This is a genomic window from Candidatus Pelagibacter communis (assembly GCF_001180185.1).
Classification (GTDB): Bacteria; Pseudomonadota; Alphaproteobacteria; order Pelagibacterales; family Pelagibacteraceae; genus Pelagibacter; species Pelagibacter ubique_F.
In genome coordinates this window covers 1-604 of the sequence record NZ_CVSS01000025.1, presented here as the reverse complement: position 1 = coordinate 604, position 604 = coordinate 1, and the positions used below count along the sequence as shown (strand labels likewise).

The 604-nt window shown below is 20.9% G+C and carries 1 pseudogene; it reads left to right on the top strand.

Annotated features, from left to right (window positions below):
* Window positions 1-62: 62 nt before the first annotated feature.
* Window positions 63-604 (top strand): annotated as a pseudogene (locus AMN95_RS02120) (PQQ-like beta-propeller repeat protein); the annotation flags it as partial.

The following is a 604-nucleotide window of genomic DNA, read 5'->3' as shown; positions in this document are numbered from 1 at the left end:
TATTGATCAGAAATTTTTAGCTTTTTTTTATCTTTATATTCAAAAGAAAGAAAAACACTAGCTTGACCATAGATATTGGAAATAGCATAAATAATAATATAAAGATAAGAAATTATTATAATAATGATGGAAGATTAAATTATGAAGGTGATCTTAAAAAATCTTCTAGATATAAATTTTCTAAAATCAAAAATTTTTATCAATATGAGCCTACAATTTCATTTAACCAAAAGAACTTAATATTCTTTGATAATAAAGGTTCAATTTTACAATTTGATGAAAAATCTAAATTGGTTTGGAAAAAAAATTATTACTCAAAATCAGAAAAAAAATTAAACCCAATATTGCAATTATCAAATAATAAAGAAATATTAATCGTTGCAGATAATATAGCAAAGTTTTATGCACTTAATTTACAAGATGGTGAATTAATTTGGTCAAAAAATAATTTAGCACCATTTAATTCACAAATAAAAATTTATGAAGATAAGTTTTTTATAGTTGATTTTTTAAATACACTAAGATGTTTCTCAATAAAGAACGGTGAAGAATTTGAATCATTTTCATTTATGAGATCAATTAAAGCATTTTTGGTGAATTCTTT